Raw genomic sequence first — 25014 nt, forward strand, 5'->3', positions numbered from 1 at the left:
CCGGGGCAGTTATCGGTCCATCAGCGCGCGAAATCCGGCGTGCTCTGGATGAACGCGTTCAGCTTCGAGATGTTCACGCTGCCGAAACCCGTCGTCGCGTCCCAGCCGGCCTTCGCCTTGTAGCCGTAGGTGCCGCTGCCGTTGTTGCCGGACGTGACATCGTGCAGCAGCGCCGCGTTGCTCGGGAAGTACTTGTAGAGGCTCGATGCGGGGAACCCGAGCGCATTGTTGTTCGCGGACTGCAGCCGCGCCCAGATGCCCGTGAAGATCGGCGCGGCGAGGCTCGTGCCGCCTTCGTTGTTCAGGTAGCCCGAGCCCCACAGCGTGTCGGACGTCTGGCCGTTCACGACGAGTATCGCGCCGGTGCGCAGGTCGGCATCGAAGCCGACGTCGGGCAGTGCGCGCTTCGTCGATCCCGTGAGGCTCGACGATTGCCACGACGGCGCGGCTTCGTACTTGCTGTACCCGCCGCCCGTCGACCATACGGTGCCCGGCTGCCAGCTCGGATCGTTCCAGACGATCTCGCTGTTGTAAGCGTTGGTCGACGTATTGGTGAACAGCGTCGTGCCGCCCACTGCGATCACGTACGGCGACGTTGCCGGCTCGCTCACCGTGTAGGTCGAGCGCGACGGCGTGCCGCCCGCGCATTCGTATGCGCCGTGGTCGCCGGCGGATACCGAGAAGGTTTGCCCCTGCGCGATCGCCTGCTTGAAGATGGTGTCGTCGGTTGCCTGCGAGCCGGTGCTGTTCGCGGACGATTCGCACACGCCGAGCGACACGTTGATTACCTTCGCGACGTTGTCGGTCACGGCCTTGTTGTACGCGGCGGTGATCGCCGTGAGCGTCATCGACGGTGCGACGTAGAACACGACCTGCTTCACGCTGCCGCCGGCCGCGCCGACGATCGACTGGCTGTCGAGGTTCCATTCGACGGTGCCGTCGGTGTCGGTGTACGAACTGCCGGACGGGCCCGTCTTCACGATGCTGCTGCTGATCGTGCCGAGGCCGTTGTTTGCGGCGAACGTGTTGAGGTCGCTCACGGTCTGCGACAGGTCGCCTTCGGAGATGATGCCGACGGTGGTCTGCGAGGCCGTCGGCGTACCGTTGCCGCCGTAGATCGACGAGAACTCGGTCGGGTTGTGCGGCACCGCCGATGCGCCGGCCGGAATCGTCAGGTTGCTGGTGTTGCCTTGCGGCTTGCTGCCCGCGCCCGTATGCATCAGTTCGACGTTCTGCAGGCCCAGCACCGCGCCCACGACGCCGCCGATCGCATTCGGCACCTGCGCGGCGTCGGTATTCGCATAGACGCTGCGGCCGTTGCGCGTGAAGCGCTTGAGCGTCGTGCGGAACGCGGACTTGATGGTCGCCGCGGTGCCGGACGCGGACACCAGCAGGCGGTTCGGTGCGACCACGATGTTCACGAAGCCTTCCTTGCGCAGGTGCGCGACGACCGAGGCGACCTGCTGGTCGGTCGGTGCATATTGCGCGGCGAACTGCGCCGGCGTGAGGAACTGCCGGTAGTGCGGCGAGCCGGGCGTATGCAGGTCGTGCAGGTATTGGTCGAGCTGTGCTTCGTTGCGCAGGTTCAGTCCGAGCACGATGTCCACCGATTCACCGGGTGCCATCTCGATGGCTGCCGTGGCAGCGGCGGCCGTGCTGGCGGCAGGCGCGCCGGCCGTACCGGCTTCGCTCTGCTGCACGAGCGGCAGGAAGCCCTTGGTGCGCGTTTCCGTCCAGCCGGCCGCGGGCGCGGCGTGGACGGTCGCGATGCCGAACGATGCGGCTGCCGCGGCGGCGAAGGCGAGCTTGACGAAGCGATTGTGCTTTTGATTCTTGTCTGCAACCTGATTCATTTGAATTACCCCTCCGGTTGAACATCGAACGGCACGAACAACAACGGTCGACAGCGGTGCGGATCGTGCACCGTCGATTTCTGTCGCATGCGTGCGGATGGCGCGGACGCGACAGGGCCTTTCGCCCGATCCGGAAAGGTGTCGTTTCTCCGGGGGCGAAATTCGGAAAATGCGGTAGCGAGAGGGCTGCGTCGCGATACGGCGCAGTCGCGCGGACTGGGCGCGGGCGGGGTTGCTAGAGCAACAGTTTCGTTGTCCTGCTCATTTGATTCGATCCTTCGGCCCGCTGCCGGATGGCAGTCGTCCAATGAAATGCATCGGGATGTCGCATGGCCGGCGCGCGAACGATACGGCCGGCGGCTGGCACTTCGGTGCGGCGGAAACGAAAAAAACGTGGAGCGGAAGCGATTGCGCAGTGAGCAATTTGTCAGATTGCTTGCATCGGACGGTATCAAGAACGAAAGCGGGGTGTCAAACTTTTTTTGGTTATATGAAACAAATTTAAAGCGAATAAATGCAATGTTTTTGAAAATATTGGCAGTAATTTGTAATATTCGGCGCCAACGAAGAAAGTAATGCTGAATGCGGTTCGCCGATCGTTTCCGGTTCGATGCGTAATTGGCGCGACTGCGTCGACCGTGTTCGAGGCGCGACTCGAATCGCCGAGGCGAGATATCGAAGCCGAGCTCGGCAGTCAATGGGTCGCGCCTTTCGTCGACCGGTACGGAATCGGGCAGCCTGATCCGGGCCGGATCGCTTTCTCTTTCTATCGGCTGCTCGACGAGTTTTTCTGATTCATCGGGTGGTCACGGGCGGCGCGCGAAACGGTTTTTCTGTCCCGCGCGTCGCCGTGGTCGATGCGGTTGCAGCCGCGACAAACCCGGCCGCACGGCACCGCTCGACTCACCGTCAACCCGCGCCCGTCTGCCACCCGAGCCCGAGGCTCTTCTGCACCGACACGTAGTCCTTGATCAGTTCGGCCTGCCCGGCAATCACGTTCTGTTGCGCGGAAAGCGCTTCGCGCTGCGTATCGAGCAGGTCGATCATCGATGCGACGCCCGCGCGATAGCGTTCATCCATCAGCGATCGCGAATGCACGGCGGAGGTTTGAACCCTGGTGAGCGCAACGACATGCTCGCGCTGGTGTCCGTAGCGCTGCAATGCCGTATTGGCATCCTGCAACGCACCGAGCACCGCCTTCTGATAGTTCGCTTCCGCTTCGTCGCGCGATGCTTCGGCCGCGCGCACCGCGCCACGCGTGCGCCCGAAGTCGAGAATGTTCCATTGCAGATACGGCGCGCCGACCCACGTGAAGTTCTGCTTGCGGAGCAGGTGGCCCGGATCCGTCGCGCTGAAGCCGAGATCGCCGAGCAGCGTCACCTTCGGGAAGTAATCGGCGACATGCTCGCCGATCTGGGCATTGCTCGATGCGAGCCGGCGCTCGGCCGCGCGAATGTCGGGGCGCTGCTTCAGCAGCGTGGCCGGATCGCCGATCGCGACGCTGCCGGGCAGCGACGGCAGCGGCGCGGCCGGTGTCGTCAGCGCCGCGTCGAGCGCACCCGGCGCGCGCCCCGTCAGGATCGCGAGCCGGTCGAGCGATTCCGTCACCTGCGCGTCGAGCGGGATCAGCGAGGCTCGCGTGTTCTCGACCTGTGTCGTCAGGCGTTCGATGTCGGCATCGGCCGCGACGCCGCGCGCGCGGCGCTGCTGCGTGAGTTCAAGCATCTTCTGTTGCAACTCGGCGGTGCGTCGCGACAGCGCAAGCCGCTGCTGCTGATCGCGGAGGTCGACATACGAGTTCGCGACTTCTGCCGCGATCGACACCTGCGTGTCGGCGAGATCGGCGTCGACGGCTTCCGCTTGCGCGGACGCGGCTTCGACCGCCCGGCGCGTACCGCCGAACAGGTCGATTTCCCAGGTTGCGTCGAAGCCTGCCGAATAGAGCTGCAGCGGACCCGAGCCGCCCAGCGATGGCGATGCACTGCCCGACTGGTTCGAGCCGTTCGACGGCAGCAGCGAACCGAGCGCGCTGATATCCGGCTCGCGCATGCGGATGGCGGCGACGGTGGCGGACGATTTCGGCAACTGCGCCGCGCGCTGTTGCGAGAGCTGCGCGCGCGATGCGCGCAAGCGTGCCTGCGCAGCGTGCAGATCGGGGTTGTACGCGAGCGCCGCAGTGATCAGGTCGTCGAGCTGGCGATCGTTGAGCGCGTGCCACCACGCGCTCGGTGCGGGCGCGGCGGTGTCGACACCGGAGGCCGGCGCGCGCACGAAGATCGGCGCATCCGGTGCGGCAGGCGCGCCGCGGTAGTCGGGGCCGACCGTGCAGCCGGCGAGCAGGCACGCGGCCGCACACAGCGTGAGCACGGGGCGGCGGGGCAGGAAGAAGGGTTTCATCGCGTAAGACGGTTCAGTGGCCGGACGACATCGGCTGCGGCCCGCGCGGCGTTCTCAGCAGCAGCGCGAGCGGCACGCAGGCGAGCAGTGCAAGGCCCAGCAGATAGAAGGTTTCGGAATAGGTCATCACGACGGCCTGGACCTGGATCTGCTGCGCCAGCTGTCCGAGCGCGCGCATGTTCGAATACGCGAGATCGCCGGTGTGTGCGAACCAGTTGGCCGCGTAGGCCGACAGCCGGTCCTGCCCGATCAGCGAGTTCGCCGTCACCGATTCGCGCAGCGCGGCCGTATGGAAGGTCGTGCGCCGGTCGATCACGGTGCCGATGATCGCGAGCCCGATCGAGCCGCCGAGGTTGCGTGCCATGTTGTAGAGCCCGGCTGCGTCGCCGGAGTCTTCGCGTGCGACGGCCGCCATCGATGCCTGGTTGAGCGGCATCATCGCGAGCATCTGCGCGACGCCGCGAATCAGCTGCGACCAGACGAAGTCGTGGCCGACGCTCTGCGCGGTCAGGCTGATGTCGAGCATGCAGCTCAGGCAGAACAGCAGCAGCCCGGAGATCACGAGGATGCGGAAATCGACCTTGCCGAGCAGGCGCGGCAGGATCGGCATCACGAGAAAGGCCGGCAGCCCCGACAGCAGCATGATTGCGCCCGCCTGTTCCGCGTTGTAGCCGGCGACGATCGCGAGGAACTGCGGCAGCAGGTAGGACACGCCGTACAGGCCGGCACCGACCGCGGACACGATCACGATCACGCTCGCGTAGCGCGGGTTGCGCATCAGCGACAGCCGCATGATCGGCCGCTTCGCGAAGCGTTGCGACAGCGCGATCAGGATCATCCCGGCGAGCGACACCAGGCTCAACGTGACGATCATCTGCGATTCGAACCAGCGTTCGCGCTGGCCTTCCTCGAGCACGACGGTGAGCGAGCTCAGCCCGATCGCGAGGCCGGCGATCCCGAGCCAGTCGGCGTTGAAGAACGTGCTCCATTGCGGACGGTCGGACGGCAGCCCGAACCACAGCAGCCCCATCAACAGCACGCACACCGGCAGGTTCAGGAAAAAGCACCAGCTCCAGTTCACGTTTTCCGCGAGCCAGCCGCCGAGCACCGGGCCGAACAGCGGCCCGAGCAGCACGATCAGGCCGAACAGCGTCATGCCGACCGGCAACTGAGACAGCGGCAGCCGCGTGCGGATGATGGTCTGCGCGGTCGGGATCAGCGCGCCGCCGGTGAAGCCCTGGCCGATCCGGCCGGCGATCATCATCGGCAGCGAATGCGACCAGCCGCACATCATCGAGAACGCGATGAACAGCGCGGAATTCGTCAGCAGGAAATTGCGCAGCCCGAACACGCGCGTGAGCCACGCGGCGAGCGGGATCATCACGATCTCCGACATCAGGTAGCCGGTCGAGATCCACGTGCCTTCGGTGCCGGTCGCGCCGATTTCACCCTGGATCTGCGGCAGCGCGGAATTCGTGATCGAGATGTCGAGCGTCGCCATCAGCGCGCCGAGCGCGCCGGCCGCGACCGCAATCCAGTCGGTCACGCTCGCACGGCCTTCATGCGGCGGCGCGGGCATCGTGGCGGACGGTTCAGCCATGATGCGACTCGTCGCGGGCCGAGCGTGTATCGACGTCGACCGTCACCGACAGCCCCGGCAGCAGCATGCGCTGCGCGCGGGCGTTCGCGGCGAGGCGGATGCGCACCGGCACGCGCTGGACGATCTTCGTGAAGTTGCCGGTCGCATTCTCGGGCGGCAGGAGGGCGAACTGCGCGCCGGTGCCGGGTGCGAAGCTGTCGACGACGCCGGACAGCGCACCGTCCGGCAATGCGTCGACGTGCAGTTCGACCGGCTGGCCGATACGCATGTTGCCGATCTGCGTTTCCTTGAAGTTCGCGACGAGGTAGATCGAATCGACGGGCACCACGGTCATCAGGCGCGTGCCGGGCTGCACGTATTGACCGACGCGCACCGTGCGATCGCCCACGCGGCCGGCGAGAGTGCTGCGCACGATCGTGTTGTCGAGGTCGAGCTGCGCCTGTGCGGCACTGGCCTGCGCGGCTTCGAGCTGCGCGCGCGCCTGCTGGAGCTGGGCGGTGAACGACGCGATCTGCGTGCGTGCGGCCGCGATCGACGCATTGTTCGCGGCGAGCGTCGCGACCGCCTGATCGCGCGTGCTCTTCAGGTCTGCCACACGTTCGTGCGTCTCCGCACCGGTCGCCGCGAGCGGCGCATAACGCGCGTATTCGTCGCCGGCGTGCTGCGCATTGATCCGCGACACCTTCGCCTGCGCGTCGGCCTGTTCGAGATTCGCACGCTGCTGGCTGATGTCGGCCTCGGCGCGTGCGATATCCGCGCGGCGTGCATCGACGGTCGCAAGCGATTGCGCGAGCGCAACCTGGTACTGGCGGACGTCGAGTCGCACGAGCGGATCGCCGGCCTTCACGGCCTGGTTGTCGCGGACATACACATCGGTCACGTAGCCGGCGACCTTCGGCGCGGCAGTCATGCTGTCCGCCTGCAGGTACGCGTCGTTGGTACTTTCGATGAAACGGCCGACCGTCCACCAGCGGCCGAGCCAGACGGCGCCGCCGATCGCCGCGAGCACGGCGACGACGAGCAGGATGCGCCGCTTCGATCCGTTTCCGGATTTGCCTGCCGAGCCGCTTCCGTTTCGCGGCGTTGTTCCGTTTTCCTGACGATCTGCTTGCTGTGGCGGGTCTTGCGGCGTCGACATTCCGGTGTCCAATTTATTCCAAGTGGAAGAATTATTCCAGTTGATAAAATTGTGTCAAGTAGAATATCGATCGATCGAATGACGGGGAAGGCATGAACGAAGCGAAGAAGCTGCGCCGAACGTCGGCGGGCGGCTACGCCCGCGGCGACGAAACGCGCCAGCGGATCATCGAGGCGGCGATCGAACTGTTCGGCGAGCGCGGGTTCGCGGGTGCGTCGACACGCGAGATCGCCGCGATGGCCGGCGTGAACGCGCCGGCGCTCCAGTATTACTTCGAGAACAAGGAGGGCGTGTACCGCGCGTGCGTCGAGGCGATCGCGGAGAACGGCAGGGAAGTGTTCGCACCGTCGGTCGGCCATGCGAGGGCGATGCTCGATGCGGACGCGGACGTCGACGTGCTGATCGACGCGTTCATCGGGCTGCTGCGCGCGCTGTCGGACCGGATGTTCACTGCGCCGAAGACGATGAACCAGCGGATGTTCTTCGCACGCGAGCAAGGCGGCCAGGAGCCGGCGAGCGCGAGCGAGATCCTGATGAAGCGCATGCGCAAGCCGCTCAACGACGTGAGCGCCGAACTGATCGGCCGTATCTCGGGCCGGCCGGCCAACGATCCCGTCACCCGATTGCGCGCGCTGAGCCTGTTCGGGCAGATCACGGTGTTCCACATCGCGCAGCGTTCGGCGTTGCAGTTGCTCGAATGGGAGGCGTTCGAGGGCGAGCGCGCGGCATTGCTGATCGACACGATCGCCGACCAGACACGCGTGCTGCTCGAGCAATGGCATGCGCAGCGCGACGTATCGGCTGCCGATCCGGAAGCCGGCGCGAAGCGCGGGCAGGACGCGGCGGCGAAACGTGCGGCCAAGGCGAAGGCGGGGGCATCGGCGCCCGCCGCGACAAGCACGCGGCGCGTGAACAAGCCCGCCTCGCGTTGAGCGCGGGGCGGCATCGCCCCAGGCCGGTCAACCCGGCTTGCGCCCCGGTTCGGCGGGCGACGGCGGCCGGGCCGCCGGTTCTGCAGCATGGCCGTTGCCGCTGTTGTCACCGTCGCCGCCATTGTCGCCATTGCCGCCGTTTTCGCCTTCGACGACAGGCCGCGATCCGTCCGCATAGGCGACGACGCTGCGCTGCGGATTGGCGATACGGATGCCGCGTTCGCGGAACGTCTCCGCGATCCGCCGGTTGAATTCACGCTGCACGCTCCAGCGCGTCGCGTCCGTGCATTGCATCTGTCCGGACAGCGCGAGTGCCGCGCCGTCGACCTGGTCGATCCCCCAGTAGCTGAAGTCCGACAGGATGCCGTCGCGGTATTTCGGATCGTCGCGCAACGCCGCGCCGATCTCCTTCAGCGTCGCGATCGCGCGATCGATATCCTCGCCGTAGGCAATACTGATCTTGACGGCGGCGTTGCCGAGCCCGCGATTCGTGTTGTTGACGGTCGTCACGGAGCTGAACGGGATCGTGTACAGCGACCCGTCGCCCGCGCGCAGCCGCACGGTGCGGATCGACAGGTACTCGACCGTACCCGACACGCCGGCGAGCGTGACCCAGTCGCCGACCTGCATCGCGTTTTCCATCAGCAGGAAGATCCCGGTGATGAAATCCTGCACGAGCTTCTGCGAGCCGAAGCCGAGCGCGACACCGAAGATGCTCGCGCCGGCAAGCAGCGGGCCGACGTTCACGCCGAGCTGGCTGAGGCCCGTCAGCACGACGACGAGCGCGATCATCACGAACAGCAGCGAGCGCAACATCGGCAGCAGCGTGCGCAGTCGCGCCGCGCGCACGAGATTGCCTTCGCGCGTCCATCGTTGAAGGCGGCGCTCGATCGCGATGTTCGCGGCTTCCCACACGAGGAGCGCGACGATGGCCGCGATCGCGATCGTCACCAGCGCCGACGCGAGGCGGTGGCCGATGGTGCCGGTTTCGAACGCGCGGAAGATCGGCACGCCCCAGATCTGCAGCAGCAACACGACGGTCACGATGCCGATCGCGCCCGACACGATCTGGCGCAGCAGCGGGTAGTAGCGGTACGCGTGCAGGTGGACGAGCGTGCGGTCTTCGTCGCGGCCCTGGAACAGCCGCGCGAGCGCGCCGAACACGACGATCGAGACCATCCGCATGCCGATCATCACGGCGATCGAGCGGCCGCCGAGCGTGATCAGCACGCGATAGCCGTTGTGGACGTCGAGCGCCCACACGAACCACAGCGCCATCACGATGAATACCGACACGGGGGCCCACGCGTCCGCGAGCGCATTCGCGACCATCTCGAAGGACGCACGGTCGTCGCCGGCCGCGCGAATCCGCGCGGCGACGGGCTGGCGGCACCGCAGGATCAGCGCCGACACCATCAGGTGCCCGACGAGCGCGACGGCTTTCAGCAGGGCGACATGACCGGCCTCGCTGAGGCCGAAGCTCGCGGCGATCTCGACAGCGGCCGTGCAGGCGCCGACCACGATCACGATCCGCGCGATCGAGCGTTGCGCGAAATCGGCCCACGCATCGCTGATGTGCAGCAACCGCAATTGCCGCGCATCGGGCTGGAAGAACAGCCGGCTGACGATCGTGACGAGCCGGCAGATCACGTAGATGTCGATCAGCGCTTCGAGCGCGGATTCGATCGGGGTGCCCGTCTCTCCGATCGCGGACATCGTCAGGCTCGCGACACCGACGAACACGAGCAGCGGCACGGCCCGCAACGCAAGGCTGACGAGCGCGCGCGGCATCCGGTGCAGCAGCGTGGTGTGGCGGCGCGCGTGGCCTCGGCCTGGTGACGGCGCGGGGGCGGTGTCGGGTGCATTGGCGGGATCGGCGGCGTCGGGTTTGGCGGGGGTGTCCGGCGGTGCGTCGTCGTCATCGGGCGTGGCGGAGTCCGGCGCGGTGCGGCGCGACGTGTCGGCACGCCGTGCGGCCACCGCGGCCAGCGCGCGTCGCAACAGCCGCTTTGCCAACCATTCGATGAAGAGCGCGGGCACGAGCACGGCGACGATGATCCAGAACGCGTGCGCGAGATCCGCGCGCTCGTCGGCTCGCACCAGCCTGTCGTGCCACCAGTTTCCGACCGAGCCGACATCGAGCAGCGAGTGCAGCGACTCCTTCAGCGCGCCGCCGATTTCGGTGGCCCAGCGCGATCCCTGCCGGACGAGCATCGACGCGAGCCCGTTCGACGTGAGCGCGCCCGGGGCCGCGGCAGCCGATGCGCCGCTGGCCGCCACCGCATTGCTTGCAGCGACCGCGGGTGCGCTCAGCGCGCCGACGGCCGCGATCGCACGCAGCGTCGTTTCGACCTGCGCCCGATCGCGGGGATTTTCGAGCACGTCGAGTGCCTGCCGAGCCTGTTGCGGCGTCAGCGCGGGCGCGGTGCCGGAAGCGGCCGACGCGGCGGCCGGGGCGGGAGCGGCCGCGTGAGCGGCCGTGACGACGGCGGCAAGCAGCCAGCCGAGGAGGATATGTCGCATGGAGTGGGCATGCGGGCGCGCATCGGCGCGCGGCCCGCCGGGCTGAACGATGGACGGGAAGTTAACATGATCGCGCCCGGAACCGAATAGTTCCGTCGACGATCATTCGAATCGGGCATGCACGATGCGGCGCGGCCGTTCGCGGCACGTTTCCGCGGTCATGTGGCTGACGCAGGGAGGGTGAGGCGACTCGATTGCCGGCGTGTAAGGCGCGCGTAATGCCCGCTTGCGGGCAACGGCGAGCGCCGCGCGCATCGCGCCGAATTCATCCGGAATCCTGCCAAATCACGCTTCCCCGTCGTGAAAAACCGGCAGGACGTGTTCCGCGATTTCTTCGATGACGTCGCGCACGGGCCGGTCGGAGCCCGGATTCAGCGTGACGTGATGTGTTCCTGCCGCGCGCATGTTCCGCAGGATGTCGATCAATGCGCGGCGGCCGGTTGCATAACCGAGCGGCAATGCGGTGGCCGGCGCATCGGGATCCGCGACGAGGTCGACGCGCATCGACACGCCGAACGCGCGAAAGGCCGGCGACGCGAGCCTTTCAACCGCCGCGCGCCACATCGAATAGCGTGCGCGTTGCGTGTCCGGATCGCGGTGATACGTCATCCAGCCGATCGAGTGACGCGCGATCCAGTCGACGCTTTGCCCGCCCGAGCCGACCGCCAGCATCGGCACCGCGTCGGCGCCGCGAGGCAGCAGCGTGAAGTCGGGCGCATCGGGCGGCGCCTCGTCGGGCAGCACGCGCGATGGCACGCCGAGCGCGGCCGCGACGACGTCCCAGTGCGCGCGGTACCGGTCGCGGCGCGTTTCCGCGTCGACACCGAACGCCGCATATTCGGGCGGCCGATCGCCGGAGCCGAGCCCGAGGATGAAGCGTCCGCCCGACAGCGTCGCGACCGACAGCGCGCCTTTCGCGATATGCAGCGGATGGCGCAGCGGCAGCACGATCGCGCCGCTGGCGAGTGCAATCCGGCGCGTGCGTGACGCCAGTGCGCCGAGCAGGACCCACGGGTCGAGGTGGCCGACCGGGTCGGGATAGTCGGCGCTGTTCAGCGGCACGTCGCGAATCCACAGCGCGCGAAAGCCGAGCGTGTCGGCCAGCGCCGCGAGTTCGAGTTGCTCGTCGAAGTCGGCGACGACATGGCCGGTGCGAAGCAGCGGCAACGTGAGGCCGATCGACAACTGCCCGGCCGAAAAGACGCGATGCGCGACGTCGGGGCGGGCAGGGGCGGGCGTGGTCATGTCGGTTCCTTGGAGGCGGGGCAAAGCGGGCGCGACGTTGCGTGTCCGAATGCTAGCGTGTTTGCGCGCCAGCTGCGCGGCACGGCATGCGCAGCGCCCGATCGGGCGTGAGCGGTGACGTCGAGGCAACGGGAGCCATGCGGGCGGCACGCCGGGCATAATCGGTGCTTTCGATCATTGGGAACGGCGAATCCAGATGAATACGCTTCAACACGCGGTGATCGGTCTGGCGGCGAGCGCGATGTTTTTCACGGTTGCGTCCGACGCGCGCGCGGACGATGCGCAGCGTACCGCTATCTGCAAGACCGCCGAGGAAACGGGCTACACGGCCGACATCCGCAATTGCCTGCGGCTGAAATACGACGAGGCCGACCGACGGTTGAATGCCGTCTACAAGACGAAGATGGCGAGCCTGGATGCACAGGGGAAGGCGCGGTTGCGCGACGACGAGCGCCGCTGGCTCAAGACGCGGGATGCCGCCTGTGCCGAATCGCGGCAGCCCGATGCAGGCGGTACGCTCGGGCTCGTGGAGGTTGACAGTTGCTTCGTCGGCGAAACCGAACGCCGCGTCAAGGTCATCGAGGCCTTTCGTTGAGGTGTCGCGCGTGCCCCCGCGTTATGCCACCCGCAGCGTCGTGCCGCACAGCGTGAGGCCGAGGCGCGACGCCACGCGCTGTGACGCGCGGTTGTCGCTGTCGGTGCTGTAGAACAGCGTGCGGGTTCGAAGCGACGGCAGCCGCGACCACGCGGCGGTCACGGCTGCCGCGAGGCCGCGCCCCCGGAATGCAGGGGCCGTCACGAGACCGAGTTCGGCACCGACTTCGGACAGTCGCGCGGCGAATGCGACCGATGCGACTTCTCCGTCGACGACGGCCGCGCACCACGGCGCCCACAGATCGGCGGCGCCTTGAAACCCCATCGAGAACAGGCCTTCGGGCATCCCGCGCGTCGACAGCGCGTGCAGCAGATGCCGGCCCGCGTCGCTGTCGCCGTCGATCAGCTCGACGTGTGCGTCGGTGTCGAAACCGAGTGCGTGCGGCAGCGCGTAGACGAGGCCGATGTTCCAGTGCAGAACGGGGGCGAGCAGCGCCAGATAGCGTTCGAGATGCGCGGGCTGGGTGAAGTCCGCCGATGGCGTTTCGCTGTCGGCCAGCCGCGCCAGTTCTTCTGCGACAGGAAAGGGCACGTCGGCGCGTACGCCCGCGAGGTTGCGTTCCGCGCATCTGCCGAGCCAGAAGCGGGGTCCGGGCGAGCAGTCGGGATCGTTCTCGCGTTCGATCCGGCGATCCGGATGCAGCCGGAACAGCGTCCGGTAGTCGATATCCAGCCAGTCGTGTGTATCAGGCATAGGTCGGGCAGGGGGCTCCCGTCAGGTGGCGGCGAGTTGCGCGAAGCAGGCCGGGGCGGGCCCGCGCGTCCGTTCGTGCGTATGCGGCACTGTGGGGCGATTGTAAGCCGGTCGGCAATCGCGCGCGGATGCAACGACGCGACATCGGTGCGGGACGTGCCGGCGCGGCATGACGACATCGCGGCATGCCCGGCCGAGGGTCGCCGATCCGGCACGCGTTTCAGTTTCGAAACGTCCGCGCTGCTTGCCGGTGCGCGATTCGCCGCGATGGCCCCGCTGTGGCCCGCGCGGCCTTGCGGCGTGAAGCATGGTGCGCTCCTTGCATATCTGTACGGGCCGTGAGCGCGGTCGCGGACGCAGTCGGTCCGGCGATCGCTTCAGTGGGTCGGACGTATCGGATACGGGGACAAGAGAATGAAAACAGACCGAATCGCAACATGTCGTGTTGCAAACATGAATCGCCGACCTGCCTGGGTACTCGCTTCGCCGTTGATCGAGGCGACCTGAGCGCGCGGCTTTCCGTTCCATCCGAGCAATCGGGTTTGTTCTGAACGACGACGTGCAGGTGTGACGCACGAGGCCGACTGGTGCCGGTCGGCCGTCGGGGACGAACTTCGACCAGCTGTGGATGGCCCGGCCCGGAACCCGGATCGTCATGCTGGCGCGCGCAACGCGAATCGTCGCGCGGCGCGGGCGTTCGCGCGCCGTGTATTGCGCCGGCGCGACGGGCCCGAACCGGATCGCACCGGAAAGCCGGCCGCGCATCGATGTGTCCGGCACCGCGGAATACATGCAGTCCAGGGGAAGCGTTCGCCGGCCGCAGCATGGCGGGCGCCGCGAAATTGTGCTGTCAGTTGATCCACTACCCCGATGGATCAATTGTTGAAGCGCCCATCGCCGAGTGGCTGATGGGCGTCTTTTTTTGTGCGCCGGTTTGCGACGCGGGCCATCGGCCCGATCGCGCGGCGTTCTGTATCATGTGCTGGCGTGCCTGGCTGCCCGTGCGGGCGCACGGCTTGCCGGCGCGCCCGATCACGCGTTGCCAACATGAACGACACAGCCCTGCACGACCCCTCAACCGCCGGCATCGATCCGGCCGCACTCGATGCGCTGCAGACGTTCGTCGAACGTCATCCGCGCCTGCTGGTACTGACCGGCGCGGGCATCAGCACCGACTCCGGCATTCCCGGCTATCGCGACCGCAACGGCCAGTGGATGCGCTCGCCGCCGATTCAGCTCCAAGAATTCCTCGGCTCCGATGCCGCGCGGCGGCGTTACTGGGCGCGCAGCATGATCGGCTGGCCCGTCGTCGGCCGCGCGCAGCCGAACGGATCGCACGTCGCGCTCGCGCGGCTCGGCGGCGCGGGGCGGATCGAGCGTCTCGTCACGCAGAACGTCGACGGCCTGCACCAGCGCGCGGGCAGCGGCGACGTGATCGAACTGCACGGCGGCATCGACGGCGTCACGTGTCTCGACTGCGGCGCGCATCATGCGCGCGCGACGATCCAGGTCATGCTCGAGGCCGACAATCCCGAGCTGCTGGGCGCGCAGGCCGAGCCTGCCGCAGACGGCGACGCGCATCTCGAATGGGCGGCGCTCGACACGTTCCGCATCCCGGCGTGCCCCGCGTGCGGCGGGCTGCTGAAGCCGGCGGTCGTGTTCTTCGGCGAAAACGTGCCGCGCGAGCGCGTGGCGCTCGCGTCGCAGGCACTCGATGCGGCCGATGCGCTGCTCGTCGTCGGCTCGTCGCTGATGGTGTATTCCGGCTACCGTTTCTGCGTGTGGGCGCAGGCGCAGCACAAGCCGGTCGCCGCGCTCAATCTCGGCCATACGCGCGCCGATCCGATCCTGACGCTGAAGGTCGAGGCGCGCTGCGCACCCGCGCTCGACGCGCTCACCGCGCGGCTGGGCCTCGCGGGCCACGCACCGGAGCACGCATCGTGACCGATCCGACCGCTTCGCCCGATCCGTCCGCGCGGCTGTCGGCGCCGGCAGCCGAACGCAATCGCGGGCCGATCCTCGACGTCTTGCGCCGCGTGTTGCCGGCGAGCGGCCGCGTGCTCGAAATCGCGAGCGGCACGGGCCAGCACGTCGTCCACTTCGCACAGGCGCTGCCGGGCCTGCACTGGCAACCGAGCGATCCCGATGCGCAGGCGCGCCGCTCGATCGCCGCGTGGGTTGCCCATGCGGGCCTCGCGAACGTTGAAGGGCCGCTGGCGTTCGACGTGCGCGACGCGTCGTGGCCGGTCGACGCGCTCGACGCGATCGTCTGCATCAACATGATCCACATCTCGCCCTGGGCCTGCACCGACGCGCTGTTCGCGGGCGCGTCGCGCCTGTTGCGGCCGGGCGGCGTGCTGTTCCTGTACGGGCCGTATCGCCGCGAGGGCCGGCACACGGCGCCGTCGAACGAGGCATTCGACCTGCAACTGCGCAGCCGCGACCCGTCGTGGGGCGTGCGCGATCTCGAAACCGTCGTCGCGCTCGGCCTCGATCGCGGGCTCGACTGCATCGAGGTGGTCGAGATGCCGGCGAACAACCTGAGTGTCGTGTTCCGGCGGCTGCCGCACGCGGAGCAGTGACACGCAAGCGCGCATCGCCGCCGGGTTTCCACTATCCTTTCGCCTGTGCGCGCGACCCGGTTCGGGTCGCGCCCCGTTTTTTCCGGAGAATTGACTAATGGGCAAACAAGCAATCGGTGTGATCGGGCTCGCGGTGATGGGCCGCAATCTCGCACTCAATATCGAGAGCCGCGGTTACGCGGTGTCTGTGTACAACCGCAGCCGCGAGAAAACCGACGAACTGATCGCCGAATTCCCCGGCCGCAACCTGGTGCCGACCTATACGCTCGAGGAATTCGTCGCGTCGCTCGAAACGCCGCGCCGGATCCTGATGATGGTGAAGGCCGGCGAAGCGACCGATGCGACGATCGCATCGCTCAAGCCGCTGCTCGAGAAGGGCGATGTGCTGATCGACGGCGGCAACACGCATTTCACCGACACGATCCGCCGCAACCAGGAACTCGCGCAATCGGGCCTGCACTTCATCGGCACCGGCGTGTCGGGTGGCGAAGAGGGCGCGCTGCGCGGCCCGTCGATCATGCCTGGCGGCCAGCGTGACGCGTACGACCTCGTCGAGCCGATCCTCAAGCAGATCGCCGCGAAGGCGCCGTCGGACGGCGAGCCGTGCGTCGCCTACATGGGCCCGGACGGTGCGGGCCACTACGTGAAGATGGTCCACAACGGCATCGAATACGGCGACATGCAGCTGATCGCCGAAAGCTACTCGGTGCTGAAGGACGTCGCGGGCCTGACCAACGACGAACTCGGCGCGGTGTACACCGAATGGAACCAGGGCGAACTCGACAGCTACCTGATCGAGATCACGTCGAAGATCTTCGGCAAGAAGGACGAAGAGACCGGCAAGCACCTCGTCGACGTGATCCTCGATCGCGCCGCGCAGAAGGGCACCGGCAAGTGGACGAGCCAGAACGCGCTGGATCTCGGCGTGCCGCTGCCGCTCATCACCGAGTCGGTGTTCGCGCGCGTGCTGTCGTCGCTGAAGACCGAGCGTGTCGCGGCCAGCAAGATCCTGTCGGGCCCGGCCGCCGCGCCGTTCGACGGCGATCGCGCCGCGTTCGTCGAAGCGGTGCGCCGCGCGCTTTACCTGAGCAAGGTGATCTCGTACGCGCAGGGCTTCGCGCAACTGCGCACGGCATCCGAAGAATACGGCTGGAACCTCGATCTCGGGACGATCGCGAAGATCTTCCGCGCGGGCTGCATCATCCGCGCGCGCTTCCTGCAGAAGATCACGGACGCGTACGCGAAGGATCCGGCGCTCGCGAACCTGCTGCTCGATCCGTACTTCAAGGACATCGCCGCGAATTACCAGGCGTCGCTGCGCGACGTCGTGGTGGCCGCGGTGAAGGCAGGCGTGCCGGTACCGGCGTTCGCGTCGGCCGTCGCGTACTTCGACAGCTATCGTTCGGAGCGGCTGCCGGCGAACCTCGTGCAGGCGCAGCGAGACTTCTTCGGCGCGCACACGTTCGAGCGTACCGACAAGCCGGGCAGCTTCCACGCGAACTGGTCCTGACCGGCCGGCGGGGGCGGCATTGTTGCGAAAATCTATTCTTTGAATAGGGTTTTTCTATCCCGGATGCCGGCATTGTTGGCTCCGGGGAAACAGTGTTTTCGTTCTTTCATGGTTTTCCCTAGGTGTTCCCGGGACTAAACTCTGTTCCATCGCTGCAGACATGGTGTGTGCGGCGGAGCAAAAAAATCCCGGAGGTAATCATGAAATCGCTGATCGCAACGTTCGCCGCAGCTGCCGTTCTCGCCGTTCCCGCCGTCTCGTTCGCCCAACAGAATGCGCCCGTCACCCGTGCACAGGTGAAGGCCGACCTGGTCGCCGTCCAGCAGGCCGGCTACAAGCTGGGCAGCGACCGTACGAACTACCCGGAAAGCATTCAGGCCGCTGAAGCCCGCCTGAACCCGCAACAGAACGTTGCCGCTGCCGACACGACCGGCTATGGCGCACAACCGGCTGCCGCACAAGAATCCGGCGCACCGGCCAAGGCCAAGACCGGCTGGCAAGTCAAGCGCATCGCTGACGACGCGCCGATCTACAAGGGTCGTTAATGCGGGTTCGGTCGGTGCGGCCGCGTTGGCGGCCCGATCCGTCCCCTGAAGTACGAACAGCCCGTCGTTCCGGATAGCGGAACGACGGGCTGTTTTCATTGGTGGCGCGCGTATTGCGCCGACCGTCGGTTCAGTGCAGCGGGCGCCTGCCGCGCCCGATATCCCGGAACAGCGCTTCCGCCGGTTCCAGCACCTGCAGCCACGTTTCGTCGTAGCCGCTCAGCGTGTCGAGCGCGTCGCGCAGCCGCTCGATCGCGAGGACCGGCAGCTCGACGCTGTGGCGCGTGGCGCCGGTCATGTGCGCGACGCTCGCCAGCTGGACGAGCGCATCGGCCGCCTCGGCGACGTCGGTCGCGAACAGCAGGTGCCGGTTGAGCAATTCGACCAGGCCGCTGGAACCGGAGAAATCGTCGGCGTTGAGCTGCACGGAAAGAAACGTCGCGTTGTTCATTGTCATGCTCCTCGTTGTCGTTGGATCGCGCAGTGCATCACCGAGTATAGGTGGCGATCGCGGGGGAGAATGTGACGGGATCGATACGGCAGGCGTGGGTGGCGAGGCGTGCGGAAGATCCGCGGCAGGCCCGCCCGGCGGGGCTCGCAGGCGGCCGGCGCGCTGCTGCGGCACCGCAAGATTGTTGCCGGATCAGGCATCGGGCGCGGCCTTGACCGCCACAAATGGTATCTTTGCCGATCGGAACGGCGCGAAAAAGGGGCCGGTGAGCCCATCGCGCCGATGTTCCGCTGTGGAAACTGACGGCCGCGAGAGCGGTCGGATACTGATTGGTCCGGCCGTCCGGCCGGACATCGTGCGTCGCGCGCCGGGGGGCGGTGGGCGGCGCAACGACGCAAATCCGGGAGGACCCTTGAGAGAAACTATTCCCATCCACGATGCGCCGACGCGCTGGCTGCCGCAGGCGGCACTCGTTGCCGCGGCCATCGCGCTGACGGGTTGCACGATGACGCCGTGGACCGACAGCTGGCAGCCGGCGCGCCAGTCGGCACCCACGTCGGCCGCGACGCCGGGCGTGATCGCCGGCTATTACCGCGTGAATCCGGGCGATACGCTCGCGGGCGTCGCGAACGCGTACGGGCAGCGCGTGCAGGACGTGGCCAGCTGGAACCACATGGCGCCGACCGATGCCGTGTATCCCGGGCAGGTGCTGCGCGTCGCGCCGCCGCCTGCGCAAACGTCGCTCGGGCAGCCGCCCTCGGCGGCCGCGCAGCCGGGCTCGCTCGCCTGGCCGGCCACCGGTGTCGTGGCGACGCCGTTCACGGCCGGCAGGACGCGCGGCATCGTGATCGCCGCGTCCGGCCCCGACCATTCGGTGCGGGCCGCGGCGGCCGGACGCGTGGTTTATGCGGGGTCCGGCGTCAAGGCCTACGGCCCGCTCGTGATCCTGAAGCATGAGAACGGGCTCATCACGGCCTACGGGCACAACGGCAAACTGCTGGTCAACGAAGGCGACGCGGTGCGCCAGGGCCAGCCGGTCGCCGAAATGGGCACCGACGCGAGCGGCCGTTCGACGTTCGAGTTCGAAGTGCGCCAGAACGGCAAGGTCGTCGATCCGATCAACTTCCTGCCGCGCAACGGCGGCTGACGGCCCGCCTCGCCCCGTGTGCGCCGGGCGGCGCACACGTTCAGGCGTTTCCCGCCTTCATCCTTTCCCGAGCGTCACCGCGCCCGACTGTCTCGCGTGATTGCCGAGCCAGCGAATGCCCAGTGCGAGCGCCGCCGCGCCGATTGCGATCAGCGAACACTGGATCGCGACCGGCAGGTAGCCATGCGGCCGCGGATCGACGAATGGGTAGGGATACCAGTTCTCCAGCGCGCCGCGCACGAGCGTATAGCCGAGATAGACGACCGGAAACGCGAGCCACGCGAACGCGCTGCGCCGCGGGATCGGCAGGCGCGGCTCCACGTACAGCCAGTCGCACAGCACGACGAGCGGCACGATCCGGTGCAGTACCCAGTTGTTGAACGCCGGCGTGACGTGGCGCAGCGCATCGAGCCGCGCGAGCAGGAGCTCGTAGACGATCGCGGTGATCAGGACGTACAGCACCGCGGCGCCGCGCATCGATTCGTAGCGAGCCGAGCCGGGGCGGGCGATGCGCCAGAGCCCGGCGGCGAGCATCGCGGCCGCGTAGAGGCTGCTCAGTTGCGTGAAGTAGCTGAGAAAGTTGCCGAGCTCGAATGCAGGCATGCCCCAGTAACCGGCGATGCTGTGCAACGTCGTCGACACCGCGAGCAACGCGGCGGTCAGCCGATAGGCCGCAACGAAGAACGCCTTGCTCATGATGCGCGCGCAACGTCGACACCAAAGCTTCATCGTGCCACAGCCGTTTACGGGCGCGATGCGGATTTTCCATATGACGGCCCGCGCGGCGCGTGCGTTGACGATTCGTCCGATATTTGACCTCGCCGCACAAAACCGGACGCGCGTGCGGCTACAATCGTGGCAGCTTTGCCGGGCTGCCGAGCCGATTGCGGCATGCGCCCATCCCCGCATACAACACGAGACGAAGCATGAGAAACATCCTCGCGAAACAGACGCGCTACAGCTCGCCCGCGATCTTCTTCCACTGGGCCGTGTTCGCGCTGGTGGCGCTGGCCTACCTGGCCATCGAGATCCGCGGGCCGAAAGGCAGCGACAGCCGGGTGTTCTGGATGAACGTGCACCTCACCGCGGGCACGCTCGTGCTCGTGCTGTCGGTGCCGCGCGTGCTGTGGCGAGTCGTCAGCCGCGTGCCCGAGGCCATTCCGCAAACGGCGCTGCTACGCTGGCTCTCGAAGCTCGCGCATCTCGCGCTCTACGTATTCATCATCGCGCAGCCGCTGCTCGGCATCATGATGATCAACCTGGGCGGAAAGCCGGTGTCGCTCGACTGGCTCGGCGTGTCGTTCACGCTGTTCGGCCCCGACAAGGCGCTGCGGCCGACGATCAAGGAAGCGCACGAGCTGATCGGCAACGCGTTCTATTTCGTGATCGGATTGCACGCGCTGGCCGCGCTCTACCATCATTTCATCCGGCGCGACGACGTACTGCGGCGCATGGCGCCCTGAACGGCACGTTCGTTCCGGAAGCATGCAGCAGGCGGGGGCGCATGGTTGTGTTGACAACCATGCGCCCCCGCTCCGTTTACCGCCATCCGCGCTGGTCAGCGCGTTAAACATTCTGTAACATCTCGGCTGTTTTTACATTCCGCTTACTCTGCGCCGCGCATGCTGCACCGACATCGTCACCTGACCGCCTGGCTTGGCGTGCTCGCGATCTGGTTCGCGATCGCGGCGCCGCTGGTGTCGCAGTGGCGCGTCGCGCAGGCGGCCACGCCCGACGCAATTGTCTGCAGTGCAGAGCATGGCGCGCATCGGTCACCCGATGCAGGCCGCATGCACGACCACGCGCTGCATCTCGATGCGTGCGGCTACTGCGGTTTCTTCGCGCACAGTCCCGCGATCGGCGGGCCCGCCGCCACGGCACTCGCTGCCGTTCCCGTCGTTTCCGTCTCCGCCGTCGCGCCGCCTGCCGTCGCGGCGCGCACCGACCGCTATCCGCGCGCGTACCCGCGCGCACCGCCCGAGCGCGCCTGACGCGCTGTTTTCCGTTCTTTTCATCGCCGCTATCCGTGCGGCCCGTCGAGGCCGTGCGGAGGGCGTCACTCGGGCTTTCGATCATGACCATTTTCCAGTTGCGTGCGCCGCGGGCGTCACGCAATGCCTGTGCGCGGCGCATGCCGCGCGTGCTGAAACTCACCGTTCCCGCGCTTGCAGCCGGCGCATTGGCCGCGAGCGCCGCGGCAGCCGAAACGGCGCGCGCGGCCGGCGCGCCGGCCGACGATACGGCCGCGCCGCTGCCGGCCATCGAAGTCGTCGCATCGCCGCTGACGACGCCGCTCGTCGTCGTCACGGATCCGAAGACCCCGCGCCAGCCGCTGCCCGCCAGCGACGGCGCGGATTACCTGAAGACGATCCCCGGCTTCACGTCGATCCGTAGCGGCGGCACCAACGGCGACCTCGTGCTGCGCGGGATGTTCGGCTCGCGGCTGAACATCCTGGCGAACGGGATGTCGACGCTCGGCGCATGCCCGGGCCGGATGGATGCGCCGACGTCGTATATCGCACCGGAAAGCTATGACAAGGTCACCGTCCTGAAGGGGCCGCAGACCGTGCTGTACGGCCCCGGCGCATCGGCCGGCACCGTGCTGTTCGAGCGCGTGACACCGCGATTCGACAAGCCCGGCATGCGCTTCGAGGGCAGCCTGGTCGGCGGGTCGTTCGGCCGCAACGACCAGAACGTCGACGTGACGGCCGGCACGCCGGATGTCTATGGCCGCGTGACCGCGAACCACGCGCATTCGCAGGACTACAAGGACGGCAACGGCAACACCGTGCCGTCGCAGTGGGACAAATGGAACGCCGATGCGGCGCTCGGCTGGACGCCGGACGACCACACGCGCGTCGAGCTGACCGCCGGCACCGGCGACGGTTATGCGCGCTACGCGGGGCGCGGAATGGACGGCGCGCATTTCCGCCGCGAGACGTTCGGCCTGTCGTTCGACAAGAAGCACATCGGCGACGTGCTCGACCGGATCGAGGCGCGCGTGTACTACAACGAAGCCGATCACGTGATGGACAACTACACGTTGCGGCAACCCGACCCGACCAGCAGCATGCCGATGCGGATGGCGTCGGAAGTGCGGCGTCGCACGGTCGGCGCGCGCGCAGCCGCGACGTTCCGTTTTGCCGGCGACTTCAAGCTCGTGACGGGCGTGGATGCGCAATCGAACCGGCTCGACTCGCGCTCGGCGATGGGGCGGCAGAACTACGGCGACCAGCCGTGGGATGCGCAGGCGACGATGTGGAACGCAGGCGTGTTCGGCGAACTGACGTGGTACGCGAGCGAAGTGTCGCGCGTGATCGGCGGCGTGCGCGTCGACTATGCGAGCGCACGCGACAAGCGCCCGACGACGAGCGGCATGATGAAGAGCAAGCCGAATCCGACCTTCGACGACGATCGCACGCGCGTGCTGCCGAGCGGCTTCATCCGCTACGAACGCGATCTCGCCTCGCTGCCCGTCACGTGGTACGCGGGGATCGGCCATACGGAGCGTTATCCCGATTACTGGGAGCTGTTCTCCGCGAAGCGCGGGCCGGCCGGTTCGGTCAACGCGTTCTCGGCAGTGCAGCCGGAAAAGACCACGCAGCTCGACATCGGCGCGCAATACAGGAGCGACCGGCTCGATGCATGGGTGTCGGCCTACGCGGGCTACGTGCAGGACTTCATCCTGTTCAACTATTCGGCCGGCATGATGGGCCCGACCACGCAGGCGACCAACGTCAATGCGCAGATCATGGGCGGCGAGGCGGGCGTGTCGTGGCGGCCGGTTGCGCCGCTGCGCGTCGAGACGTCGCTCGCGTATGCGTGGGGGCGCAACGTCGCAAGCGGCGATCCGCTGCCGCAGATGCCGCCGCTCGAGGCACGCATCGGGCTCGAATACACGCGTGGTGCGTGGTCGGCAGGGGGCCTGTGGCGCATCGTTGCGCCGCAGCATCGTTATGCACTGAACGAGGGCAACGTGGTCGGCAAGGACTTCGGCCCGAGCGCCGGATTCGGCGTGCTCTCGCTGCATACGCAGTACAACGTGAGCAAGACCGTGCAGGTATCGGTGGGCGTCGACAACGTGCTGAACAAGGCCTATACCGAGCACCTGAACCTCGCCGGCAACGCGGGCTTCGGCTATCCGGCGAACTCGCCGGTGATGGAGCCGGGCCGGACCGCCTGGGTGCGCGTGAGCGCGAAGCTGTAACGCGTCGCGGGTGTGCGTTGCAGCATGCGCACGCATGAACGCGGCCCCGCCTGAACGGGCGGGGCGCGTCAACCGATTAGAGAACCGTGTCTAGTCAGGGCGCAAACGTTCACGAGTCGTGATTCACTCCCGCATTCGACGCACACGGTGCACGCGACGTTCGCGATGCATCGTGTGTGTCGATCCGGCTTCATTCGCACCGGCAGCACAATAATCAGGAGAACATGCATGGCCAGGACGATGCGTTCCAGGGTGGTGGCAGGGGCAGTGGCATGCGCGATGAGCATCGCGCCGTTCGCGGGGACGACCGCGGTGATGACGCTCGCGACGACGCACGCGGCAATGGCGGCGACCACGCCCGCCGATGGCTACGCGGCGACGCGTTACCCGATCATCCTCGTGCATGGGCTCTCGGGCACCGACAAGTTCGCCGGCGTGCTCGAGTATTGGTACGGCATCCAGGAGGACCTGCAACAGAACGGTGCGACCGTCTACGTCGCGAACCTGTCGGGTTTCCAGAGCGACGACGGCCCGAACGGGCGCGGCGAACAGTTGCTCGCTTACGTGAAGACGGTGCTCGCGGCGACGGGGGCGACCAAGGTGAATCTCGTCGGCCACAGCCAGGGCGGCCTCTCGTCGCGCTATGTTGCTGCCGTCGCGCCCGATCTCGTTGCGTCGGTGACGACGATCGGCACGCCGCATCGCGGCTCGGAATTCGCCGACTTCGTGCAGAACGTGCTGGCGTACGATCCGACCGGGCTTTCGTCATCGGTGATCGCCGCGTTCGTCAATGTGTTCGGGATCCTGACGAGCAGCAGCCACAACACCAACCAGGACGCGCTCGCCGCACTGCAGACGCTGACCACCGCACGAGCCGCCACGTACAACCAGAACTATCCGAGCGCGGGCCTGGGTGCGCCGGGCAGTTGCCAGACCGGCGCGCCGACCGAAACCGTCGGCGGCAACACGCACCTGCTGTATTCGTGGGCCGGCACGGCGATCCAGCCGACGCTCTCCGTGTTCGGCGTCACGGGTGCGACGGACACGAGCACCCTTCCGCTCGTCGATCCAGCGAACGTGCTCGACCTGTCGACGCTCGCGCTGTTCGGCACCGGCACGGTGATGATCAACCGCAGCTCCGGGCAGAACGACGGGCTCGTGTCGAAGTGCAGTGCGCTGTACGGCAAGGTGCTGAGCACGAGCTACAAGTGGAACCACCTCGACGAGATCAACCAGCTGCTCGGCGTGCGCGGCGCGTATGCGGAAGATCCGGTCGCGGTGATCCGCACGCATGCGAACCGGCTGAAGCTGGCGGGCGTGTAATCGATGACGGCACGAGGAGGAAGCACGCCGCTGGCGCGCCGCGCCGTGGTTTATGGCGTCGTGGGGCTGGCGGCGATTGCCGGCGTGGCGATGTGGAGCGGCGCGGGCCGGCATGGCGGCACGGGCGCATCCGGCGAGTCGCCGGATGCGCCGGCGGCACGCGGACCGGCTGCCGCACCGCCGCAGGCTGCCGTGCCGGCAAGCACGGGCCTG

Annotated in this window: 21 protein-coding genes and 2 pseudogenes; 13 read left to right on the forward strand and 10 right to left on the reverse strand. The window is 67.5% G+C overall.

The annotated features are described in order from the left end of the window. Positions 1-20: 20 nt before the first annotated feature. Positions 21-1853, reverse strand: a complete 1833-nt coding sequence (locus L810_RS23755) for a S53 family peptidase (RefSeq protein ID WP_021160862.1) — start codon at positions 1851-1853, stop codon at positions 21-23. Positions 1854-1858: 5 nt separating this feature from the next. After that, entirely contained in the window at positions 1859-2551 is a 693-nt protein-coding gene (locus L810_RS47465) for a hypothetical protein (protein ID WP_155836344.1), read from the reverse strand. Between L810_RS47465 and L810_RS49210 the strand changes: the two are divergent. Further along, positions 2522-2647 (forward strand): annotated as a pseudogene (locus L810_RS49210) (APH(3') family aminoglycoside O-phosphotransferase); the annotation flags it as partial. The gene L810_RS47465 and the pseudogene L810_RS49210 overlap by 30 nt on opposite strands. A 115-nt stretch (positions 2648-2762) precedes the next feature. Here the strand turns inward: L810_RS49210 and L810_RS23765 are convergent. Genes L810_RS23765 through L810_RS23775 form a run of 3 tightly spaced genes read right to left on the reverse strand, consistent with a single transcriptional unit; the run spans position 2763 to position 6988 of the window. Continuing rightward, positions 2763-4250 carry an efflux transporter outer membrane subunit gene (locus tag L810_RS23765; protein WP_021160865.1) on the reverse strand — a complete coding sequence of 496 codons (1488 nt, stop codon included), beginning with the start codon at positions 4248-4250 and terminating at the stop codon, positions 2763-2765. A gap of 13 nt (positions 4251-4263) precedes the next feature. Further along, a complete protein-coding gene (locus tag L810_RS23770; protein ID WP_021160866.1) occupies positions 4264-5850 on the reverse strand; it encodes an MDR family MFS transporter in 1587 nt (528 codons plus the stop codon). Continuing rightward, the gene (locus L810_RS23775; protein ID WP_021160867.1) at positions 5843-6988 is read right to left on the reverse strand and encodes an HlyD family secretion protein; all 1146 of its coding nucleotides are present in this window, start codon (positions 6986-6988) and stop codon (positions 5843-5845) included. Before L810_RS23775 ends, L810_RS23770 begins: the two co-directional genes overlap by 8 nt. A gap of 92 nt (positions 6989-7080) precedes the next feature. Here L810_RS23775 and L810_RS23780 point away from each other — a divergent pair, with 92 nt between their 5' ends. Next, positions 7081-7920: a CerR family C-terminal domain-containing protein gene (locus L810_RS23780; RefSeq protein ID WP_021160869.1), complete on the forward strand. Its 840-nt coding sequence runs from the start codon at positions 7081-7083 to the stop codon at positions 7918-7920. Positions 7921-7947: 27 nt separating this feature from the next. Here the strand turns inward: L810_RS23780 and L810_RS23785 are convergent, their stop codons facing one another. Together L810_RS23785 and L810_RS23790 are read right to left on the reverse strand one after the other, a co-directional pair. After that, on the reverse strand, positions 7948-10443 hold the full coding sequence (locus L810_RS23785; protein ID WP_021160870.1) for a mechanosensitive ion channel family protein: 2496 nt from the start codon (positions 10441-10443) through the stop codon (positions 7948-7950). 285 nt (positions 10444-10728) lie between these two features. After that, entirely contained in the window at positions 10729-11688 is a 960-nt protein-coding gene (locus L810_RS23790; RefSeq protein WP_021160872.1) for an LLM class oxidoreductase, read from the reverse strand. Between the two features lie 196 nt (positions 11689-11884). Between L810_RS23790 and L810_RS44085 the strand changes: the two genes are divergently transcribed. Continuing rightward, positions 11885-12283 carry a lysozyme inhibitor LprI family protein gene (locus L810_RS44085; protein WP_021160874.1) on the forward strand — a complete coding sequence of 133 codons (399 nt, stop codon included), beginning with the start codon at positions 11885-11887 and terminating at the stop codon, positions 12281-12283. 21 nt (positions 12284-12304) lie between these two features. Here the strand turns inward: L810_RS44085 and L810_RS23800 are convergent, their stop codons facing one another. After that, positions 12305-13036: a GNAT family N-acetyltransferase gene (locus tag L810_RS23800; protein WP_021160875.1), complete on the reverse strand. Its 732-nt coding sequence runs from the start codon at positions 13034-13036 to the stop codon at positions 12305-12307. 1047 nt (positions 13037-14083) lie between these two features. Between L810_RS23800 and L810_RS23810 the strand changes: the two genes are divergently transcribed. From L810_RS23810 to L810_RS23825, 4 genes are all read left to right on the forward strand, one after another. Next, positions 14084-14980 (forward strand): NAD-dependent protein deacetylase, encoded by an 897-nt coding sequence (locus tag L810_RS23810; protein ID WP_042975845.1) that lies wholly within the window; start codon positions 14084-14086, stop codon positions 14978-14980. Beyond that, the gene (locus L810_RS23815) at positions 14977-15618 is read left to right on the forward strand and encodes a DUF938 domain-containing protein (RefSeq protein ID WP_021160878.1); all 642 of its coding nucleotides are present in this window, start codon (positions 14977-14979) and stop codon (positions 15616-15618) included. Before L810_RS23810 ends, L810_RS23815 begins: the two co-directional genes overlap by 4 nt. Before the next feature lie 97 nt (positions 15619-15715). After that, positions 15716-17128, forward strand: a complete 1413-nt coding sequence (gndA, locus tag L810_RS23820) for an NADP-dependent phosphogluconate dehydrogenase (protein ID WP_021160879.1) — start codon at positions 15716-15718, stop codon at positions 17126-17128. 200 nt (positions 17129-17328) lie between these two features. Next, complete coding sequence (locus L810_RS23825; RefSeq protein ID WP_021160880.1) at positions 17329-17673, forward strand: DUF4148 domain-containing protein; 345 nt, start codon at positions 17329-17331, stop codon at positions 17671-17673. A 130-nt stretch (positions 17674-17803) separates the two neighbouring features. Here the strand turns inward: L810_RS23825 and L810_RS23830 are convergent, their stop codons facing one another. Further along, positions 17804-18124: a hypothetical protein gene (locus L810_RS23830; protein ID WP_021160881.1), complete on the reverse strand. Its 321-nt coding sequence runs from the start codon at positions 18122-18124 to the stop codon at positions 17804-17806. A gap of 412 nt (positions 18125-18536) precedes the next feature. Between L810_RS23830 and L810_RS23835 the strand changes: the two genes are divergently transcribed. Then, on the forward strand, positions 18537-19271 hold the full coding sequence (locus tag L810_RS23835; RefSeq protein ID WP_021160882.1) for a peptidoglycan DD-metalloendopeptidase family protein: 735 nt from the start codon (positions 18537-18539) through the stop codon (positions 19269-19271). Between the two features lie 57 nt (positions 19272-19328). Here L810_RS23835 and L810_RS23840 read toward each other — a convergent pair whose 3' ends face one another. Further along, positions 19329-19967 (reverse strand): Pr6Pr family membrane protein, encoded by a 639-nt coding sequence (locus L810_RS23840; protein ID WP_027791100.1) that lies wholly within the window; start codon positions 19965-19967, stop codon positions 19329-19331. Between the two features lie 230 nt (positions 19968-20197). Here L810_RS23840 and L810_RS23845 point away from each other — a divergent pair, with 230 nt between their 5' ends. The 5 genes and pseudogenes from L810_RS23845 to L810_RS48725 all read left to right on the forward strand — a co-directional run. After that, positions 20198-20734: a cytochrome b gene (locus L810_RS23845; protein WP_021160884.1), complete on the forward strand. Its 537-nt coding sequence runs from the start codon at positions 20198-20200 to the stop codon at positions 20732-20734. A gap of 159 nt (positions 20735-20893) precedes the next feature. Next, positions 20894-21262, forward strand: coding sequence for a DUF2946 domain-containing protein (locus L810_RS23850; protein ID WP_021160885.1), 369 nt, complete (start codon positions 20894-20896; stop codon positions 21260-21262). A gap of 83 nt (positions 21263-21345) precedes the next feature. Beyond that, a complete protein-coding gene (locus tag L810_RS23855; protein ID WP_021160886.1) occupies positions 21346-23478 on the forward strand; it encodes a TonB-dependent copper receptor in 2133 nt (710 codons plus the stop codon). 228 nt (positions 23479-23706) lie between these two features. Next, entirely contained in the window at positions 23707-24801 is a 1095-nt protein-coding gene (locus tag L810_RS23860; RefSeq protein ID WP_042975848.1) for a triacylglycerol lipase, read from the forward strand. Positions 24802-24804: 3 nt separating this feature from the next. Continuing rightward, positions 24805-25014, forward strand: a pseudogene (locus L810_RS48725) (lipase secretion chaperone); the annotation flags it as partial.

This window comes from Burkholderia sp. AU4i, from assembly GCF_000466765.1.
Taxonomy (GTDB): Bacteria; Pseudomonadota; Gammaproteobacteria; order Burkholderiales; family Burkholderiaceae; genus Burkholderia; species Burkholderia cepacia.

What these genes read in the sequence shown, in the direction of transcription:
- L810_RS23755 (WP_021160862.1), bottom strand. Translation starts at nt 1,853, where the DNA reads ATGAATCAGGTTGCAGACAAGAATCAAAAGCACAATCGCTTCGTCAAG.
- L810_RS23765 (WP_021160865.1), bottom strand. Translation starts at nt 4,250, where the DNA reads ATGAAACCCTTCTTCCTGCCCCGCCGCCCCGTGCTCACGCTGTGTGCG.
- L810_RS23770 (WP_021160866.1), bottom strand. Translation starts at nt 5,850, where the DNA reads ATGGCTGAACCGTCCGCCACGATGCCCGCGCCGCCGCATGAAGGCCGT.
- L810_RS23775 (WP_021160867.1), bottom strand. Translation starts at nt 6,988, where the DNA reads ATGTCGACGCCGCAAGACCCGCCACAGCAAGCAGATCGTCAGGAAAAC.
- L810_RS23780 (WP_021160869.1), top strand. Translation starts at nt 7,081, where the DNA reads ATGAACGAAGCGAAGAAGCTGCGCCGAACGTCGGCGGGCGGCTACGCC.
- L810_RS23785 (WP_021160870.1), bottom strand. Translation starts at nt 10,443, where the DNA reads ATGCGACATATCCTCCTCGGCTGGCTGCTTGCCGCCGTCGTCACGGCC.
- L810_RS23790 (WP_021160872.1), bottom strand. Translation starts at nt 11,688, where the DNA reads ATGACCACGCCCGCCCCTGCCCGCCCCGACGTCGCGCATCGCGTCTTT.
- L810_RS44085 (WP_021160874.1), top strand. Translation starts at nt 11,885, where the DNA reads ATGAATACGCTTCAACACGCGGTGATCGGTCTGGCGGCGAGCGCGATG.
- L810_RS23800 (WP_021160875.1), bottom strand. Translation starts at nt 13,036, where the DNA reads ATGCCTGATACACACGACTGGCTGGATATCGACTACCGGACGCTGTTC.
- L810_RS23810 (WP_042975845.1), top strand. Translation starts at nt 14,084, where the DNA reads ATGAACGACACAGCCCTGCACGACCCCTCAACCGCCGGCATCGATCCG.
- gndA (WP_021160879.1), top strand. Translation starts at nt 15,716, where the DNA reads ATGGGCAAACAAGCAATCGGTGTGATCGGGCTCGCGGTGATGGGCCGC.
- L810_RS23825 (WP_021160880.1), top strand. Translation starts at nt 17,329, where the DNA reads ATGAAATCGCTGATCGCAACGTTCGCCGCAGCTGCCGTTCTCGCCGTT.
- L810_RS23830 (WP_021160881.1), bottom strand. Translation starts at nt 18,124, where the DNA reads ATGAACAACGCGACGTTTCTTTCCGTGCAGCTCAACGCCGACGATTTC.
- L810_RS23840 (WP_027791100.1), bottom strand. Translation starts at nt 19,967, where the DNA reads ATGAGCAAGGCGTTCTTCGTTGCGGCCTATCGGCTGACCGCCGCGTTG.
- L810_RS23845 (WP_021160884.1), top strand. Translation starts at nt 20,198, where the DNA reads ATGAGAAACATCCTCGCGAAACAGACGCGCTACAGCTCGCCCGCGATC.
- L810_RS23850 (WP_021160885.1), top strand. Translation starts at nt 20,894, where the DNA reads ATGCTGCACCGACATCGTCACCTGACCGCCTGGCTTGGCGTGCTCGCG.
- L810_RS23855 (WP_021160886.1), top strand. Translation starts at nt 21,346, where the DNA reads ATGACCATTTTCCAGTTGCGTGCGCCGCGGGCGTCACGCAATGCCTGT.
- L810_RS23860 (WP_042975848.1), top strand. Translation starts at nt 23,707, where the DNA reads ATGGCCAGGACGATGCGTTCCAGGGTGGTGGCAGGGGCAGTGGCATGC.